15 protein-coding genes and 1 pseudogene are annotated in these 15,881 nt (G+C 44.6%); 12 read left to right on the top strand and 4 right to left on the bottom strand.

Annotation, left to right across the window (positions count from 1 at the left end; genetic code table 11):
* The first annotated feature begins 20 nt into the window (after window positions 1-20).
* From mobQ to D2910_RS16965, 10 genes are all read left to right on the top strand, one after another.
* On the top strand, window positions 21-2,081 hold the full coding sequence (gene mobQ, locus D2910_RS14905) for a MobQ family relaxase (protein ID WP_117314072.1): 2,061 nt from the start codon (window positions 21-23) through the stop codon (window positions 2,079-2,081).
* Window positions 2,082-2,109: 28 nt separating this feature from the next.
* Window positions 2,110-4,098, top strand: coding sequence for a VirD4-like conjugal transfer protein, CD1115 family (locus D2910_RS14900; protein ID WP_240633632.1), 1,989 nt, complete (start codon window positions 2,110-2,112; stop codon window positions 4,096-4,098).
* A gap of 20 nt (window positions 4,099-4,118) precedes the next feature.
* A complete protein-coding gene (locus tag D2910_RS14895; protein ID WP_117314071.1) occupies window positions 4,119-4,343 on the top strand; it encodes a hypothetical protein in 225 nt (74 codons plus the stop codon).
* Complete coding sequence (locus tag D2910_RS14890; RefSeq protein WP_117314070.1) at window positions 4,333-5,955, top strand: ArdC-like ssDNA-binding domain-containing protein; 1,623 nt, start codon at window positions 4,333-4,335, stop codon at window positions 5,953-5,955. The genes D2910_RS14895 and D2910_RS14890 overlap by 11 nt, the downstream gene beginning before the upstream one ends.
* Window positions 5,956-6,250: 295 nt before the next feature.
* Window positions 6,251-6,409 (top strand): hypothetical protein, encoded by a 159-nt coding sequence (locus D2910_RS16970; protein ID WP_165850195.1) that lies wholly within the window; start codon window positions 6,251-6,253, stop codon window positions 6,407-6,409.
* 705 nt (window positions 6,410-7,114) lie between these two features.
* Window positions 7,115-7,567 (top strand): JAB domain-containing protein, encoded by a 453-nt coding sequence (locus tag D2910_RS14885; RefSeq protein ID WP_117314069.1) that lies wholly within the window; start codon window positions 7,115-7,117, stop codon window positions 7,565-7,567.
* A gap of 248 nt (window positions 7,568-7,815) precedes the next feature.
* Window positions 7,816-8,100 (top strand): hypothetical protein, encoded by a 285-nt coding sequence (locus D2910_RS14880; protein ID WP_117314068.1) that lies wholly within the window; start codon window positions 7,816-7,818, stop codon window positions 8,098-8,100.
* 31 nt (window positions 8,101-8,131) lie between these two features.
* Entirely contained in the window at window positions 8,132-8,320 is a 189-nt protein-coding gene (locus tag D2910_RS14875; RefSeq protein WP_117314067.1) for a hypothetical protein, read from the top strand.
* Window positions 8,321-8,683: a hypothetical protein gene (locus tag D2910_RS14870; protein ID WP_117314066.1), complete on the top strand. Its 363-nt coding sequence runs from the start codon at window positions 8,321-8,323 to the stop codon at window positions 8,681-8,683.
* A 33-nt stretch (window positions 8,684-8,716) separates the two neighbouring features.
* Window positions 8,717-8,875 (top strand): hypothetical protein, encoded by a 159-nt coding sequence (locus D2910_RS16965; protein ID WP_165850194.1) that lies wholly within the window; start codon window positions 8,717-8,719, stop codon window positions 8,873-8,875.
* 87 nt (window positions 8,876-8,962) lie between these two features.
* Here the strand turns inward: D2910_RS16965 and D2910_RS14865 are convergent, their stop codons facing one another.
* Both D2910_RS14865 and D2910_RS14860 read right to left on the bottom strand, forming a co-directional pair.
* Window positions 8,963-9,550 carry a hypothetical protein gene (locus D2910_RS14865; RefSeq protein ID WP_117314065.1) on the bottom strand — a complete coding sequence of 196 codons (588 nt, stop codon included), beginning with the start codon at window positions 9,548-9,550 and terminating at the stop codon, window positions 8,963-8,965.
* A gap of 170 nt (window positions 9,551-9,720) precedes the next feature.
* Window positions 9,721-10,318: pseudogene (locus D2910_RS14860) on the bottom strand (LuxR C-terminal-related transcriptional regulator).
* Between the two features lie 148 nt (window positions 10,319-10,466).
* Here D2910_RS14860 and ctaG point away from each other — a divergent pair.
* Window positions 10,467-11,390, top strand: a complete 924-nt coding sequence (gene ctaG / locus D2910_RS14855; RefSeq protein WP_117314064.1) for a cytochrome c oxidase assembly factor CtaG — start codon at window positions 10,467-10,469, stop codon at window positions 11,388-11,390.
* 547 nt (window positions 11,391-11,937) lie between these two features.
* Here the strand turns inward: ctaG and D2910_RS14850 are convergent.
* The gene (locus tag D2910_RS14850; protein ID WP_240633631.1) at window positions 11,938-12,510 is read right to left on the bottom strand and encodes a class F sortase; all 573 of its coding nucleotides are present in this window, start codon (window positions 12,508-12,510) and stop codon (window positions 11,938-11,940) included.
* 743 nt (window positions 12,511-13,253) lie between these two features.
* On the opposite strand from D2910_RS14850, the gene D2910_RS14845 reads away from it, so the two are divergent.
* The gene (locus D2910_RS14845) at window positions 13,254-15,140 is read left to right on the top strand and encodes an LTA synthase family protein (RefSeq protein ID WP_117314063.1); all 1,887 of its coding nucleotides are present in this window, start codon (window positions 13,254-13,256) and stop codon (window positions 15,138-15,140) included.
* Between the two features lie 97 nt (window positions 15,141-15,237).
* Here D2910_RS14845 and D2910_RS14840 read toward each other — a convergent pair whose 3' ends face one another.
* Complete coding sequence (locus D2910_RS14840) at window positions 15,238-15,873, bottom strand: lytic transglycosylase domain-containing protein (protein ID WP_101803423.1); 636 nt, start codon at window positions 15,871-15,873, stop codon at window positions 15,238-15,240.
* Window positions 15,874-15,881: the final 8 nt, after the last annotated feature.

Here is a 15,881-nt window from a genome sequence, read left to right as displayed (position 1 = left end):
TAAAAAAGAGGTGAGAGAACGTGAGCTACTTCCGTCTGCAAGCCAACATCATCAGCAAAAAATCCCAGTCAGCCGTGGCCAGTGCCAGTTACCGGAGTGGGGAAGACCTGTATTCCGAACGCGACGAAGAAATGAAAAGCTTCAAACCGCGCGAAGTGGCCCCGGTCTCTTTTCTCCTGAAGCCGGATCATGCACCCGACTGGACACTCGACCGCGAAAAGCTATGGAACGAAGTTGAAAAGAAAGAGAAAGCATGGAACGCGCAACTGGCCCGCGAGGTACTGATTGCGCTCCCGGTTGAGCTGTCGGAGAAACAGCAGCACGAGCTTATCCAGTCGTTCGTCCAGGAAGAATTCGTGGACGAGGGGATGGTGGCGGACGTCTCAATTCACCGGGACAAACTACATAATCCCCATGCGCATATTTTGCTGACGGTTCGCCCGTTCAATGAAGATGGCAGCTGGGGACAGAAGAAAATGCGTCAGTATGCGTACGATGAAAAAGGGGACATTCTCCGGACAGATGACGGAAAAAAAGTGTTTCAAACCGTTCCTTCCACGGACTGGAACGAACGCGAAACCCTCGTAAAATGGCGCATGAATTACGCAGAAGCCATCAATCAATCGTTCAAGGAGCATGGCATCAACAAGGAAGTTTCGGCGCTGTCATTTGAAGAACAGGGACTGGACCGGATTGCGGAAGTTCGGCTCGACCGAAACGAATACCAATACGTCAAACGGATGGAAGAAAAGGGCCTTGAAGCGAAGACGTTCTACCACCAATTGAATCAGGAAATCCGTAAAACCAATGCCGAGATCAAACAGCTGAACCAGCAAATTTCCTTCCTGTCGGACAAGCAGAAACCGCTGGATGTCCAAGCCGTTCTGCACCGTCATACCGCCCATGTCACCGGGCAGCTGGATGCTGATTACGAGAAGAGTCTGCGGTTCATGGCAGGGCGTTTGAAAGAAGAACCGAACTTCCAAAACGTGCACAAACAACTGGAAGGTCTCTACCGCTGGGAAGAGCGATCGCTTGAACCGAAACAGACCGAAGCGGCTGTGACCCATGCCATCTTGACGGCGTCCCACCAAGCGAACGGCAAACGCGATGCACAAGCATTAAAAGCACAAGGATTCTCGCTGCAGACGTTTCCGTCTCTCTTCAGCCAACGGCTGGATCTCTTTGATAAACTGGAACAGGATACCGACAAATCGGCAAAAACCAATGAAACCGTCACGACCCATGCGGAACGCGCTTACCGGGTGCAAAGCTTGATTGTCCACAATGCCTTTCAGGAACTTTATCCGGAAACCCACGACCGGTTCCAGACGAACGACCGGACCGCGGACTTTAAAGCCCGTGTCCTGGAATCGATCCGAAACGAGCAATGGGACATTGTGCCACTGGCTGAAGACATGGATCATCATTTGCAGCTGCATGAACTGTCAAAAGCCTGCGATCAAGCCGAAAAAGCGAGCGAACAAATCCGGATTCAATCGCTGATGCGCAATAAACTGGGAACTGAAAAAGAGAAGCTGCTGCAGGGTGGAGAAGACTTGGAAGCCATCTACCGGACGTCCATCAAACTCAACACCGCGCAACAATTGATCGGTCGTTACCAGGAGAAAGCCGCGCACCTGGACAAGCAGTTGAATGAACTAATTCAGCAGACCTTCCCGGAAGCGAAAGAGAAATTGCTGCAGCAGGTTCAGGCGCTGCCACTGGAAATGAAGACGGATCTCTTGAAGCATTACACGGAAAACGCGAAGCACCACAAAGCACCGGCGCTGAACGAATGCCTGAAGCGAGCACATACCGAACAGGACAAACGCAGTGTGGCATTTGAAGCGTACAGAAACCAGCAAAACAGCCGGTTCTATCAAGGACTGGACGACAAGCAGCAGGCACTCGTCCAGTTCCCGAACGGCCGCGCAAGTTCCGAACTGCTGGATCAATTGATGCGGCAGGCGGCGCATCCGAACAACTACCAGAAAGAGCCGCAGCAAACCGCCAAGATGAACCGGAAAGGCCGCAATACGCGTATGCGGCGTTACCTGGGACTCGAAATTGACATGTAAGTGAAAAAGAATGAAAGGCGTGAGCATCATGGCGAAAAAAACATTACGGAAAGGGGCCGGCGTGAAAATCGGCGTCACGTTCCTGCTGTCCTTAGTCGTCGGCTACACTCTGACCGGTGTGCTCCGGTTTATTGCCGAAAAGGAATCGTTGAACGGCTTGCTGCTGGATGTCAGCGGCACCACCGGTTTCCTCCTGAATGAAGCCGACCAGCAATCGCAGCTGTTGGTGGCGATCTTGTCCGTTGTCTTCTTCGGCTGGTTCCTCTCCAAAATGCGCTTATTTGAACACAAATACGAGGATGCCCATGATTTCGGCGTTCACGGTTCGGCCCGCTTTACGCAGCCGGCCGAAGTGATTGACGGCAAGCACTTCTCCAAACAGAACAAATACCATAAAGCCAATCCGGAAAAGACGCTGGGATCGTTGGAAAACGGCTTGATTGTCGGCCGGATGCCGGATAAAAAACAGGTGCTCATCGTTCCGCGAACGACCGCCATCGACAACCGAAATGTCTACATCGTCGGTTCCAGCGGGAGTGGGAAAGGGCAATCCTACGTCATCCCGAACCTGCTCAACAATAAGGAAGAAACGTTGATCGTCACCGACCCGAAGGGTGAGTTGTTTGACCAGACCGCAGCCATCAAGCGCGAACAGGGCTACCGGGTCTACCAGATCGATTTCATCAACTTCAAACAGGACGGCTACAACTTACTCGATTACGTCCTGGATGATCAGGACGCGCAAAGCGTGTCCGTCACGATTGCGAAAAACTCCACCAAAGACGGCAAAGAGGACTTCTTTATGGAACGGGCACAGAAGATGCTCGCCGGACTCATCGTCTACTGCAAAACCGAAATTCCGAACGCCAGCATGCAGGATGTGCTCGATGCCTTCAATGAAAAAGTGGCTCCGGATGAAGACCGTTTCCGGGAATGGGTGGACGAAGAGCTCGGAACCGGCCATCCGGCGTACCAATTGTTAAAAGGATTGACGACGCTCGGCGGCAATACGCGCGCCAGTGTGACCTCTTCCTTCGCTTCACAGGTCAGCATTTTCACCTTGAAGAAGATCAGCGAAATGACCCGGACGAGCGATTTCAACTTCCGGGAGTTCCAGGAACAGAAAAGCGTGCTGTATGTGAAGCTACCGATGGACGAGAACCCGTTCACCGCGCTCACGTCGGTCTTCTTCGACCAGTTGATTGCCCAGTTCTACAAGATGGCCGACGAAAACAAAGGCAAGCTGAAGATCCCGACCATCTTTTTACTGGATGAATTCGCGAATATCGGCAAAATCGAAAAATACGGCCGGGTATTGGCCACGTGCCGGGGTCTCGGCTTATCCATGAATACGATTGTGCAGGACAACGGGCAGATTGAATCCATCTACGGCAAGGAAATGGCCCGTTCCATCCTATCCAATCACGATACACTGCTGTTCCTGCGCAGCAAGGACATGGAAACGATCAAGTACTTCTCCCAGCTTGCCGGTGAAACGACCGCCAAAGTGCAGACCGGCTCATCAAGCCAAAGCGGCGGTTTCCTAAGCGGGAAATCCAGTGCCAGCCAAAGCCAGTCGGAACAATACGTCAAACGCTCCCTGATTCCGGAAGGCGACCTGTCGAGCATTTCCCGGGAGGACTGTTACCTGTTTGTCAGCGGGCTCTATCCCATGAAGCTGCAAAAAGCGTGGCAGTCGGAAGTCTTCGGGGATTACGTGGAGAAGTACCAGGCGCCGCATCCTGAACCGAAAATGGAATCTAAACCTGAAGTCCAGTGGCCGACTGATGAAAACGAACCGGCAGAACCACCCGAAGAACCTGTCGCACTGGCTTCCGGAGGAAACACAACGCGCGTGATTGAAGAAGAAATAAATCAATCGGATCTGTTCGATCTGGATTACGAGGAAGAGGAACTGGAAGACCATCCGGATTCCGAGTCAGTGCCTGAAAACGAACCAACGATTGACGAGCGCTTGAAAGAAAAAGAAGAAATCGATCTACGGACGCTTTTATAAGCAGAAAGGGAGGAACACGGATGCTTGTGACCATCAGCGACATCATCGCAAGTGATAAGCGGATCTTGAGTTTCTATGATCCCGTGCCGTTTGAGGCGCTCACGTATGAAGGTGTGCTGGATCTTGAAGAAGATATCCAGGACTACGCCATCACCTGTTACACCCCCGTCCGGATTACCGGACAAATGGAACCCCTGTACGAGGCTTGGTACATCAGAAAGGATGTGATTGACTATGTCGACTAAACTGGACCTGACAGAAATCAACACGCGGCTCGAGAAGAATCTCGAAGAGCTGTTCAACAATGACCGGTTCCAGGACATGCTTGATGTCATGGCCAGCGGGCATCAGTATTCCTTCAATAACGTCCTGATGATTGCCGCCCAAAAGCCGGAAGCCACGATGGTGCGCGGTTTCAAGCAATGGCAGACGCTCGGACGCCATGTCAGCAAAGGCGAAAAGAGCATCGACATTCTCGTTCCATCCTTCAAGAAGGTGGAAGTGCAGAAAATCAATGAACAGACCGGCGAAGTGCTGCGCGACCAAAACGGTGATCCGGAGTCTGAAGTCAAACAGAGCATCACCGGATTCATGGTCGGAAAAGTCTTTGATGTCTCGCAGACCGACGGCAAAGAGATTCCGAATGTCCGTGATTTCATCCAAAAGGACCTGCAGTCATCGGAGTCATTGACGGAACTGTATGACCGGTTTATTGACCGGATCAACCAGAATGATCAGATTTCCCTGAACATCCAGGAAGAAGCGCATCCGATGGAAACCTACGGCGGTTACTACAACCGGCAGACGGATGACATTGTCATCAATACGGCTGTTTCCACGACTGCGGAACAGAAATTCCGGGTGTTGGTCCATGAATATGCCCACAGCCAGCTGCACCACCGGGAAAACGACTTGAAAGATCTGCCAAGAGGGCACCGCGAAGCACAGGCCGAATGCACGGCGTATATTGTGTCCCAGTATTACGGCTTTGATACGGACCTTTCGTCCACCGGTTACATTGCCACGTGGGCACAGGATTTGAATTTGGCCAAACAAGCCATTCAGGAAGTGCAGACCGTCTCCCGGGAGACCATTGAGCAGCTCAACTCCCTGCAGAGCGAGAAAATACAGGACTTCTATCAATCAATCGATCCGGAACAGACAAAAAAGGAGATCGAAAACAAGCACGCCATTTCACTCGAGGACCGTCCGACTTTGCAGTTGCTGGATGCGAAAAATGGACTCGTCATTTATGCGACAGTAGAACAGAACGAACGGGATGATCAGTTTTACTTGCGGACCAACACGAATCGGATTGTTCCGTTGCAAGAGGTCGATGAACGCTATAACGTCTTAAATGTACTGGAAAACAAAGGCGAACTGGTAAGAGAATACCGAAAAGTCGAGGATTTCCTGAAAGTGACTAAGATTGAGGATGGCAAATACGCCGTGACGCTGGAAGGTGGCGAAAGCACGCAGCGCACCTTCACCAAAAAGGCCGAAGGGGAGCAATTCATCCAAAAAACCGGACTCGCCCAGTCCTTGAATACCGACCGGTTCCTGAGCCGGACGCAGCACAAAGACACACAGCACTTGCAACAGGTGAACAGCAAGCACTTGAACGAACGCCTCGGCTCCGTGCTCAAACAAAAGAACCTGAGAGCGGAAACCGAGCACGGCGTGACAATCGGCTGGCAATTGGTAAAAAATCCGCGGATCCAGTCAAAAGACGACCTGAAGCAGCACATTGAAGGAATGAATCCGAACCATACCCAAACAAAAGAAGTGGCTTCGGCTTTCAAGCAGTTGCAATCAGCCGAAAAAACCAAAGACAAAGAGAACGAATTGGAACGATAAATGACCGAAAGAAGCAAGAAACGAAGGACAAACACTTCGTTTCTTGTTTTTTTGTTTATTTAAAAGAATATTCAAAACTTTTTACACTACTTTTGAATCAGTTCGGCTATACTAAGAAAAAAAGCCAGATTTTGGTGGAATGGAGACTCGCATGAAACTTTTACCGACTGTCAGCAAAGCGAAAGAAGAAATCGAATTTTTATAGAAATACGTTTTTCTCGCTGAAACCTATGAAGCGCAGAGTGTACAGGAACAAATCATTAAACTCTACGCTTATACGGGAAGCATCAAGCAAGTGACCGAGCAATTAAATGAAGAACGAAAAGCGGAAAGATTGATGCCGATCGACGCTGCTTACGTGTCGGAAACCATTCAAAGTCGTGTAAAAGATCCGCTTCATCGGCTGATCCGGAGGAATTACATGAACAAAACCAAACATAACCGGAATAGATAAGCGGAAAGAAGGCCTCATCCTGTTCTCTCATCCAACAAGATGGTCGTTTCCTGCTTCTATCGTCTACAAACCTCAGTTCTCGCTTGCTTTCAAGTGATGGCTGGGGGTTTTTTGTTTTCAAGACTTCGTGTATCAGCTGGTGGCATGTACAAAATATCTCTTTTTAATCCAATAGAGCGAAAAGGACTTGGGATTGCCTGAAGGTCTGCTCCTAATTTGTACGGCTCCTAAACGACGGATCCGAACAATTCAGGGCATCTCGCTGTGACCTAAACCCGCCGATAACCAGAAGCTGTAAGCCGTGCAAAACGGCCAACAGCTTCTAAGTTCCTGGCGAGTTCTTCACGGCCCCACGACAATGGAAAGTCAAAACCGAAAAATTAAAAGCCAAGAGGAAAGCAAAGCAAGCTTTGCTATTGAAATTCGATTTTTCCTTTTGGAATCCGAACCTTAATACATCACAAAGGCACTAAGCCAAAAACAGTCCGGAAACCTGCACCAGCCTGTTTTTGGCTAAGAGCCTTAAAAAACCGTCAATCGACTTTCGCGACATATTCTCACTGCGTTGCGATATTTCACGTTCGATGGACGGTTTTTTATGTGAGTCTTACGTTTCTACTACCAAAAGGGAAAAATCTTCCCCTTTGGGAAGACAATTGCTTCGGAATCCAAAACCAAAAATCAACGGAAAAGGAGACATGCAAAATGAAAAAACTAATCGAGGTCATCAGAATCAAACAAGAAGTGCTAGAGGTTGAGGAGAAATACCAGTTCATGAAGGAAGTAACCGCAAGCAGTCCACAAAGAGTCATTGAAGCCGTACGCCAGCTGATAGGGGATGAAGACAGAGAGGTGTTTCTTGTTCTCGTTCTGAACACTAAAAACAAAGTGACAGCCGTTCACCGCTGCCATACTGGCTCAATCAACGCTTCCATTGCGGCACCAAGAGAAATTTTCAAAAGCGCCATCCTGAATAACGGAAAAAGCATCATCGTTGCGCACAATCATCCGAGCTTTGACCCGTCCCCGAGCATGGAAGATATCGCAGTTTCAAAACGACTTGAGGAATGCGGCGAGATACTCGGAATCGAATTACTCGACCACGTGATTGTCGGAAATGAAGGTGGCATTTCCTTAAAAGAAAAAGGCTATTTCTAAAAAATCCATCAAGTAAGGGGCACGCCCCTTACTTGATTCAAAAGAAAGGACTGTTTTCCGCAGACTGCCGAAAACAATTGGTCGAAAACAAGAAATGGGTCCGTAAAGTCCGATTGCCTTTCCGGTTTCATTTAAAAAAATGAAAGATCCCGGAACGGATTCATTTTATTGATTTACAGAAGATGTCATCTCTGCGATTCTGAATATAAGAGAAATTCAAAAAACAAATCAGGAAAGAGTGTGAGGATATGAAAATCACCAGAAGTGCTGAAGCTGAACTGCCGCATTTTTCAAACCATGAGGAAGCACGCGACTATTTTAAAAACCAATATGGAAACCGATTCATGATGACGAACTCCCGTATTTTGGACGGCGTGAAAACGTACTTTTACCATTTGGTGCTCGATGACCAAGCTTATCAGGATGGCATAAAGAAATCCCAAAATGGGGAACGTGTTTCGGATATGGATTTCCTCTTCAGCTATCAGTCAGTCGAAATTACGGAAGATGGCCAGATCCACGTTATTCAATGAATGATTGATTCATGGAAAGAGGATGAAACCATTGATTCAATTTGAAAAAATCGAAAACCACCGAATTTTCCTCGGGTTCACTGAACAGGAACTCGACAAACTGTTGCTGGTCTTGGAAAAGTACTGTCCTGAAGATGACATGACCGGCCGTCTGGACGCCTTATCGTTTGTGCTCCGAAAAGAGGAAAAATTGAATCCCGAACATAAAGGAGGAAAATGATTGTATTTCGTTGATGAAAAACATCAGAAAAACTTTGATGCACTGGCAAATTTCTATGGAAAAAAGCAGACCGATATCCATTACCGGTCAAGCATTTACATCGCGAGTGTTCCTGACATCTATTACTTGCTTGACTTAAAAACCGCCGAATTTGGCCCTTTGATTTCACTGAGCACATACGATGAAGAGAAAAAAATGCGTGTTCCCTCTGCGGCAGGTTTGACAGGCTCTACGAGCCAATTAGTTCGGATCGGACTTAGCTTATTCAGAGGAGATCCGGTTAGTTTGGATTTTCAGTTTGGGGAAGAATTCAACCGAGTTGTTATTCAAGCGATGAAAGTGCGCCTTAAACTTGATTATTAAAGAAATCCTTATAAATCGAAAGGAGTTTTACCTATGCATATCACCGAGATGATTGAAACGAAAATCGAGCGCTTAAAAAACAATCCGGAAACCATGTATGCAGGAGTTGATTTTGAAAATCAATACAAAGAAAAGCTAAAGGATCTGGAAGTGTTAAATCAGGAAATTGATAAAGCTACTGCCGAAAATTAAAATACGTTCAAATCCTTAAGTAAAGACCTCCATGATGATAATCAAGGAGGTCTTTACCTGTTTGAAAGGCTACACGTCAGCCACCAATTATTCCGTTTCAGCTTTTCTTCTGGTTGGATCAATATACTCTTTTCGCAGGTATTCGATCAGGGCGAACGTAATCTTTTCATCGAGTGCGCTGAAACTGTCATTCATTTTAAGTTTGATCCCTTCAAAATTAAACGTGTCCAACATATACAAGACACCAGGAGCCGCATAACCCTGCTTGTGCTGCAACATTCGATTCAGAATATAAGACCGTGTTGATTTATTTGTCATCCTTTGGTGATCCAGGCATTCATTGACCCATTTCTTTTTAAATACAAAACGACCTTCCCAGATATGTCTGGCTGCCAACCGGTTCAGAACGTCATTTCTGCCCTCTTCGCGTAATCGCTCTTTCTCAGCTTCTGATATTACAACATTTGTTGCAATATATTCTGTTTTTTCTTGGATGGAGGCCGGCACCCGTTCGCTCAAGAAACGCTGCAGTTCTTCCTCGGTCACTTGCCAGCTATTCTTCTTTGGACCGGCGCCTTTGATCCCGGAGATTTTCCCTTCCCGTAGCCAGCGACGGACACTTTCCTTATTTGTGGTGACTTTATTCTCTTTTAGAATTTCAAACAGTTGTTCCAACCTATATGTCTTCATTCCGATCACCCATTTCGTAACGATTAGTAAGTATTGAACTTATTATACAACAATTGTTGTAATTAATAACAGCAAAAAAAAAGAACATCAAATCGCTTCGCCTATTTCAAAGCTCACGTTTTGAAGTCCTGCCTAGTAAAAGCATTATATTCCCTCTACTCACCCATTTTTAACGTCATTACAATTGCTTGTGTCCGATCTTGAAGCTTCATCTTCTTCAAAATAGAGGATACATGATTCTTAACCGTCTTTTCGCTGATTTCTTATGCTTCGCTTAAAGATCGGTTGCTGTGGCCATCTGCCAGCAGCTGCAAAACTCCTGATTCCCGGGCCGTGAGTAAATGATACGGACGCTGGACCTCTGCCTTAAGGAAGTTACCCCCGTTCTCATTTACGCCCAGTTTACTAAACTCGGCCAAAAAGTCCTTTGTAGCCTTTGGATGCAAGTAAAATCTTCCATTGACAACTGTTTTAATTGCAATGCCTATTGAAGTTGAATCCATTTCCTTGAGCAGGTAACCCGAGGCCACACCCTTGATCGCTTGAGCAACGCAAGAAAAATCATCAACGATCGAAAAGATGAGTACTTTTGGAAACGGAAAATGCTGAAGAAGTTCCTGCATGGATCCCATTTTCAATCGGCTGATTTACCCTCATCAGAACAGCGTCAGGTCGATCGTGATTGTACAAAGGAAGAATGTCCTCCCCACTAGTCCCCTCAGCTACAATTTGAAAATCTATATCCATTTTCAAAGCTCGCTTTAGACTTTCACGAAAAAGAGGGAATCAAAGTAGTATCTAAAAAACAGGCATCCACTGGGAACGTCATGATTCGTTCATTGATATACCGTTGCTTCCGCTTTATAATAAGGATACTTGAGGAAAAGGAGGTATGTTTGACATGCCAATCAGTATTTTCGGATTTCAGGCTTTATGGAGTCCGTCTTACTTAGGAGTCCTTGTCTTGATTACGGTCTTTTATTTTTTTATCACGATCAAATGGCGGGGGAAATTTAAAGACAGTGAACCTTTACATCAGAAAGAAGCTCTGCTGTTCGTTTCAGGGATGGTTTTGTTATATATTATAAAAGGCTCACCGATTGATCTGCTCGGCCACATCATGTTCACGATGCACATGGTTCAGATGGCGCTGTTACTGCTTCTGGTACCACCCCTATTGATTATGGGGATTCCAACGTGGCTATGGAGATGGTTTATCGATTTGCCGATTATCAAACCGCTATTTCTGTTCTTCACAAAACCGATGCTTGCTTTATTATTGTTCGGGATTTTCTTTTCGGTATATCATTTACCCCTGGTATTCGATTTTGTAAAACAGGACATATTGCTCCATTCGTTAATGAACGGGACACTTTTCATACTCGCGATTTTCTATTGGTGGCCATTGGTCAACAAATTGGAAGGCATGCACAAATTTCATGGACTGAAAAAACTCGGTTTCCTTTTCGCCTTAAGCGTTTTGATGACACCGGCGTGTGCATTGATCATCTTCAGTGATTCACCATTTTATGCAACATACAGCGATGCAGATTTATGGCTACAGGCAATGACTTTATGCGTACCAATTGGTACTTTGTCCCAATTAAACTTATCTGGTCCTGAGCTATTCTCTTCCATGTCTTTAATTGAAGATCAGCGGACCGGTGGCATTACGATGAAGATTATACAAGAGTTGGTTTTTACCGTGTTTATATGGCTGGTATTTTATGAATGGCTGCGCAATGAAAACGAAAATGCAGATGAAATTACCGCCCAAGTTTTAAAGGACCGAAAAGAGATGGCTTATCACCGACATAATGGTTGAAGCAAGAAAAGGGGGTTAAAGAGAATAAATTTCCCACTATAACCTACTAACTATCAGACATAATTGGGAAAACATAAAACCCCATTTTTAGGCTGCTTGCGCCCCAAATTTCTTGGGAGCCAAGCAGCCTATTTTTTGGTTCTACACTAAATTTAGAACCGGTATATAACATAAAAGCACCGAATCTCTAAGAATGAAATTCGATGCTTTTTCATATAGTTTTCAGTGCCCTTGCGAGATACCTTTTTTATAAACTTTCCAAAAAATGAGGCTCCGTTCACACTGTTTTGCATCTTTGTTTTTTGCCAATAGTAATTCTGCTACTTCTAATAAGCTGTTATACGTAAACTGAAAATTTTCTTAATAATTTTCCATCTCGAATGATATGCTATTAAATCAACCAGCTTTCTCATCACCACTGATAATTGAAATGAATACCTCATGTCTAAATTCGTCATCACACAACAGAATCCATCGGTAAATAAATGCATTCTTCAAATGAATATTGTTTTTAGGTGCCTTTAGAGTCTATTGGAGTTCGCCCTCGCTAACTTTCAACCAAATCTGTATAAATAACCAACCGTTCCTCGTACTCACCTGTGCTTTCATCAAAAACGCCTGTACAAGTGATTAGGTTTAAATGAGATTCTGAACTGCCGCCAAATATTTCTTGGATTGGTGCATCTTGAGGCGTATATGATTGCTTTTCCAGGACTCTAAAAATAAGCAGTCTGCCATCTGTTCCAGTGATATAGATTTCATCTCCCGGTTCTAATTTTTTCAAATCATAAAAAGTTCCAGGCTGGGAAAAGCCATCTACATGACCAGCCAAAACAGCATTGCCATTATCGCCTGGTCTTATTCCAGGCTCATACCACCCAATTTCATAAATGCTTTTCGGTGCTTCCATTTTGCCGTCTGCAGTTTGGCCGACCGGAACCACTGTTGCACGTGCATCGATTGCCGGTATTTCAATCAGTGCTGGTGTGACGCCAGGTTGTTTTTCCTCTGTATCTTCCCTTGCAGGCTGGAACGAATGAACGGAAAAGTCTTTATTCAAAGTTTCTTCTTCAAATGCAGTTTCCCGCTGAACAGTTTTTTCGGAAATTTGTTCTTTCATTTGCTGGAAAGCCAGTTCCCCTTCTGAGGGTGAAGAATCGGTCGCCAGAATTGGGCTGCCGCTGAGAGTTGTGAAAAGAAACAGGATATAAATAAGGAAAGCTTTTTTAATAAATGAGTTTATTATTTCCACTCCCCCTTCTTTATATTTTACTCCTTACCATTTCCTACCCGTAAAAAACCGGATATAACATTAGCACTCAATTTTTCTATAGAGATTTAAAGAATTCTTAAGAAGAATGAACCGCATTTTACTCAATAGATAAATCGGTTTTAATTCTAATTTTTCATCAAAGTAGAATGCAAGTTAATACTTCGGTTTTTCGTAGCGTTTGAAATAACACTAAGTTATAAAATGTAGAAGATTACCTGTGTCAATGGAAGCGTGGGGAGGTATCAACGATTCTCCTACTTCAATAGTCGATTCAAATACTTTTTCTTTATATCGTATATGAGAAGCTTATTCCGGCTGGATTTTATGATCGTCAGTTTTGAAACAGGCTCCTCCCTTTATTGCTTAGTCATTTATAAAAGTATATTAACAATAAAAATCCATTTGGCTAAGAACCTGTTGGAAACGATTTTTCGTTGTATTTATGTTACGCTAAAAACAATTTATTAAACAAGGAATGTTACCTTGAGTTACTAGTCTGGCGCAAAATGCCTGCCAGAAGTCTCAAGACTTTCATCATTAACTGAAAATCGAGAAACTCTTTCCCGGCAGAATTACAAAGGAGAATTTTCATGTTTAAAAAAGAATGGCCAAAGCATTCAATCTTGGCAATCGCTATCGTTGCAACCTGGTTCAAAACTTACACAATTTATAAAACCAGTTTTTCAATTCCAATCGATAATCCTCTTCAGGAACTCATCCTTTTTTTGAGTCCTTTAAGTTTATTGTTATTTTTTTATGGACTGTCCCTATTTTTAAAAAGTGCGAAAAATAAAAACCTTTATTTATTCATTGCAACTCTTCTTACTTCTGTTGTTTTGTATGCAAATGTCGTTTTTTATCGGTTTTTCACTGACTTTATCACATTGCCTGTGCTCTTTCAGACAGACAACTTTGGGGATCTTGGTGCAAGTACAGCAGCCAGCATTTATATTACCGATGTATTTTATTTCGTCGATGTCATCGCATTGGTGCTGGCCATCAAATTTATTCGAATAAACAGCCCGGACACAGAATCCTCTGTGGTTCAGCGTAAGGTCTATTTCATCTTATCTGCCGCTGTCCTTTTCTTGAACTTGGGCCTGGCTGAAACGGAAAGGCCACAACTTCTGACACGCAGTTTTGACAGAGAAATGCTGGTGAAGAATTTAGGGATGTACAATTATCATCTTTACGATCTTTTTATCCAGTCCCGTTCACAGGTACAGCGAACATTTGCTGAGAGTTCGGATCTGGTAGAGGTGAATAATTATATACGCAGCAATCAAATAGCTCCGTCAGCTGAAATGTCGGGTATAGCCGAAGGAAAAAACCTGATTATAGTAGCCTTGGAATCCATGCAGTCGTTTCCGATCAATAATGAAATGAACGGACAAACCATCACACCTTTCTTGAATGAATTGACCGAAGATGAAGACACTATTTATTTCCCAAACTTCTATCATCAAACTGGGCTTGGGAAAACTTCAGATTCCGAATTTCTGCTGGAAACGTCCTTGTATCCTCGAAGCGGCGGTGCCGTATTCTTCACTCATAGTGGAAATACATTTAATTCCATGGCTGAAAAGCTTGGAAGCAAGGGCTATTCCACCAGTGTGCAACACGCGAATACGAAAAGTTTCTGGAATCGTGACATGATGTATGACTCACTGAGCATCGATGAATTTTTAGATTTGGACAGCTTTACTGTAGAAAAAGGCCAAGCCGTCAACTGGGGCTTGAAGGATATTCCTTTCTTTGAACAATCTGTTGCGAATATGACTGAAATGCAGGAGCCTTTCTACAGCCGCTTAATTACCTTGACTAACCATTACCCATTTACGCTGGACGAAGAAGATAAGATGATTGATGCGTTTGACTCGAATTCGGGGACGTTGAACCGCTATTTCCAAACAGTCCGTTACTTGGATGAGGCTGTTAAGTCCTTGTTCGAGGAGTTGAAAGAAAATGGGCTTTATGAAAATTCCGTCATTGTAATGTATGGTGACCATTATGGGATTTCAGAAAATCATAACGAAGCCATGGCCCAATACATGGGCAAGGAAATTACACCTTATGAGTCTGCCAAGCTGCAACGGGTACCATTTTTCGTCCACATTCCCGGTTCAGGGAAAGGCGGTATCAATGAAGAAATTGGCGGTCAAATCGATATGCGTCCGACAATCCTTAGCTTGATGGGCATCGATACTTCGACAGATTTGCAGTTCGGCGATGATTTGTTTTCAGAAGAGCGAGAGGAATTTGTTATCTTTCGCGATGGACGCTTTGTAACTGATCAATACGTCTTTGCAGAAAATATTTGTTATGAGAATGGTACTGCTGAAGAGGTTGATAAACAGTTATGTGCGCCTTACATCGAACAGGCTCTTACAGAACTGCAGTACTCGGAATCGATTATTGCGGGAGATTTATTGCGGTTCTATGATAAAGAAAACGGTGAACTTTTGCCTGGCGATTAATATTAGCAATACAAAGAGGACAGATGGCTGGCTCCAGCACATCTGCCCTTTTTGTATTGTCCTGCATTTAACATAATTGTGAAGCTGTTTATTCTTTTTAATACTGTTCTTCGTATTTATAGTAATAGAAGAGTACGTCTTTCAAATACTCATCACTGTGATTATAGGTGGAGATCGCCTGCTCCAGATCCCCTTCAGAGGCGCCATGCTGGGATAAATAATTAGCTGCACTGTATAATGCATCTTGCAGATCATACGGATCTGCTATCCCGTCCTTATTGCCATCCACTCCGTACCCGCCATATTCCTGAATGATAGCAGGATCCGTTTTTTCACTTTCGCTTATGTTGCCCTTCCCCAAATCCTTGCAGGTCGGATGACTCCATCCGACAAATGTACATGGCATAAATTGCATATGCCCTTCCGCACCGACTGGTGACAAAAGAGGATCCATGGCAGAGAATTTGGTTTCCACGCGATGGTGTGCAGCCAATAAGGTCCAAGGGATATCGTATGCATTAGCAGCCTCCTTGTAAAGAGGGATGTTTTCCTTTGGTATTTCCGGTTCGAACATTTGTTGAGCAAACTTCTTCAAAGGACTATCGTCCGCTTTTCCGGAAACTAGCATCAATGCAAAGATTACCAATATAGATAAGATAGCAATAACCGACCCAAAAGCAACGAATTGCCTATTTGCACCGTTTCGCTTTCTTTTCCTGATTTTCGTTTTCATATTTTTCA

The sequence above is a fragment of the Planomicrobium okeanokoites genome (genome assembly GCF_003428875.1).
Classification (GTDB): domain Bacteria; phylum Bacillota; class Bacilli; order Bacillales_A; family Planococcaceae; genus Planococcus; species Planococcus okeanokoites.
Note: the sequence above shows the minus strand (reverse complement) of the source record. Positions and strands in the feature narration are given on the sequence as shown.